The organism is uncultured Empedobacter sp. (assembly GCF_937930195.1).
GTDB lineage: Bacteria > Bacteroidota > Bacteroidia > Flavobacteriales > Weeksellaceae > Empedobacter > Empedobacter stercoris.
In genome coordinates, this window is the sequence record NZ_CALGVK010000129.1 from 1 (window position 1) to 2,659 (window position 2,659).

Below are 2,659 nucleotides of genomic sequence, written 5' to 3' on the forward strand. Positions count from 1 at the left end.
GAGCAGTACCGAAAGCATCGTTCACATAAAAATCACCCAATTTTGACAATTTTTCCGCAAAGGTTTTATCGCCCTCGGTTTCTTCTTTATGAAAACGTAGATTTTCCAACAAAAGTACTTGTCCAGGTTTTAGTTGATTGGCTTTTTGTTGTGCATCTTCACCTATGACATCATTGGCTGCGATCACATCGACTTTTAAGATATCCGAAACTTTATCAACTATATTTTTCAAAGAAAATTTATCTTCGAATCCATTTTTCGGTCTTCCCAGATGCGTCATTAGGATGGCAGATCCACCATCTTTCAAAATTTTATCGATAGTTGGTTGTGCTGCCAAGATACGAGTCGTATCGGTAACTTTCAATTCATCGTTTAGCGGCACATTGAAATCCACTCGGATCAGTACTTTTTTATTTTCAAAATTAAAATTGTCTATCGTTTTCATATTGTATAATTTGGTGATGACAAAAATAGGAATTTTATTTTCTTTTCGGTTTTCAACTATTCACCGACTTATCATTAGTATTATATTTTATTTAAAATTTTAAAAAAAAGAAATATGATAATGATGTATGCGCTGTTGAAATGTGGATAACTAAAGATTAATTAATTTTATCGGGTGTCAATTAACAATGATTTATTTGTAATTTTGTTTAATAATGAGAGAATTATTGACTTATCAACATTTTAATGTTAATTGTTAATAGTGGTTTTTACAAACAAGTTGAGTTGTTAATATTACCAATAAGTCTGTGCATAAATTGGATTTGATTTTAAAAACTTTTGCTTGACTTGTATTGAAATTAATTTAATTAGAAATAGTTTTGAGAATATCAAGTCTTAATGTTAAGAAATCATTAAAAGTAATTACGAACTTATTAACATTCTATTAAAATTAAATAAAGTTGATAATGAACGAATTATAATATTTATTAAAAATCGATGTTAATAACGTATATATTATGAAAATAGCGATAGGTTCGGATCACGCAGGTTTTGCCTACAAGGAGAAAATCAAGGAGTTCTTAACAACTCAAGGTCATGAGGTTCAGGATTTTGGGACATTATCAACAGACTCTGTTGATTATCCAGATTTTGCACATCCAACTTCAGCAGCTGTTGAAAAGGGTGAAGTAAAATTTGGGATTTTGATTTGCGGAAGTGGTCAAGGTGTAAATATGACTGCGAACAAACATCAAGGTGTACGTTCTGCTTTGTGTTGGAATACGGATTTGGCGCGTTTGAGTCGAATGCACAACAATGCGAATGTGATTGCATTGCCAGCGAGATTTGTAGCTGCGGAATATGCAATCGAAATGGTGGATGTGTTTTTAAATACTGAATTTGAAGGCGGAAGACACCAAAATAGAGTGAACAAAATTTCTTGTTAATTATACAATTTATTCATTTGAAGAACGGGTATGAGATTTATTTCTGTCCGTTTTTTTTATAATTTTTCGGTTTTTTTCCAGAAGAAATTGTTGAAAAACGCTTTGAATCCGTGTTGTTTGATGTAATAATTGTATTTAGGAAATAGACGATTGAGTTCGTATTTAATTTGTCTAAACAATTCTGCTTTTCTTTTACTTAAATCAAATTGAATTTCAGATTCCACTGGAAAATTTGTAATTAAAGAGGGTAATAAATTGTAAATCAATAAATCATATTCCCAAGGATGTTGCAATTCACAATCGATGGGTCTTTTGATTTCTGGTTTCCCTTTTGCTAAACAGACTTTTAAGAATTTTTCTGCTCCTTTTTTTGTCCAAATCGCAGCAATTGTAGTGATAGGAATACTCGTTCCACAGGCGCCTATGAACAAATCTGTATTTTTTACATCTTTGATTTTGATGTATCTTCTTCTACTGTTCAATTTCAATACATCCCATCGATGTTTAGTCGATAAATCATCGTATTGATCCATTACTTCTTCCACCGAATGTTTCAAATTTTCTGGCAACATCGCATCGTCTTCTATGATCAAAGCAAAATCATTATCAGAATTCAAAAAATTTTGCAAAGTATTTACATGACTGAGGTAACAACCGATTTCACCACCCAATAAATCTCTGTCGTATTTATTGTTAATGAAGTATTCATCGCCCTTTAAATTTTTTGCATCGACTGCAGAAATCCTTTCGAAAGTTAAATTGCTTTTAGAAAATTCCTTTTTCATCAATTCTAAACGATCTGTAGATCTATCTAAATTAATGAGATAAGTGGAATATTTGAATTTTGACATTCTTTATAATTAAAAAGCTAAATATATTAATTATACGTAATTTTACTAAATAATTATGGAGTCAAATTATGGACCCATTTTAGTTCTTTTATTGAATGATGTTTCTATTTAAATAAAAGAAAAATTAAATTAGAATAAACATTACATGCCAAAGAAAAGAAGATTTATAAAAAATAAAAGGAAGGACAGTGGTAAGTTCACCAAACAAATCATTAAAACTTTATATGATCAACCGAATCGAGCAATGAATTATAAGCAGTTGGCTGCGATTCTGAACATACACAATATCATCGATAGAGAAATTCTCATCAAAGATTTACAATCTTTATTGGCAGATAAAAAAATTGTTGAAGTTTCACGTGGAAAATTTAAAATCAATGCGGAACAACATACTGCAATTGGTACTATAGATATCAC

3 protein-coding genes and 1 pseudogene are annotated in these 2,659 nt (G+C 30.4%); 2 read left to right on the forward strand and 2 right to left on the reverse strand.

Features of this window, described 5'->3' with window-relative positions:
- Nucleotides 1-445, reverse strand: a 445-nt coding sequence (gene pgk / locus Q0616_RS07655) for a phosphoglycerate kinase (RefSeq protein WP_298776224.1), incomplete at its 3' end; no start/stop codon positions are given.
- A 517-nt stretch (nt 446-962) separates the two neighbouring features.
- On the opposite strand from pgk, the gene rpiB reads away from it, so the two are divergent.
- Complete coding sequence (gene rpiB, locus Q0616_RS07660; RefSeq protein WP_298776225.1) at nt 963-1,391, forward strand: ribose 5-phosphate isomerase B; 429 nt, start codon at nt 963-965, stop codon at nt 1,389-1,391.
- A 56-nt stretch (nt 1,392-1,447) separates the two neighbouring features.
- On the opposite strand, the gene Q0616_RS07665 is transcribed toward rpiB, so the two are convergent.
- Nucleotides 1,448-2,242: a glycosyltransferase family 25 protein gene (locus Q0616_RS07665; protein ID WP_298776226.1), complete on the reverse strand. Its 795-nt coding sequence runs from the start codon at nt 2,240-2,242 to the stop codon at nt 1,448-1,450.
- A 145-nt stretch (nt 2,243-2,387) separates the two neighbouring features.
- On the opposite strand from Q0616_RS07665, the pseudogene Q0616_RS07670 reads away from it, so the two are divergent.
- Nucleotides 2,388-2,659, forward strand: a pseudogene (locus tag Q0616_RS07670) (ribonuclease R); the annotation flags it as partial.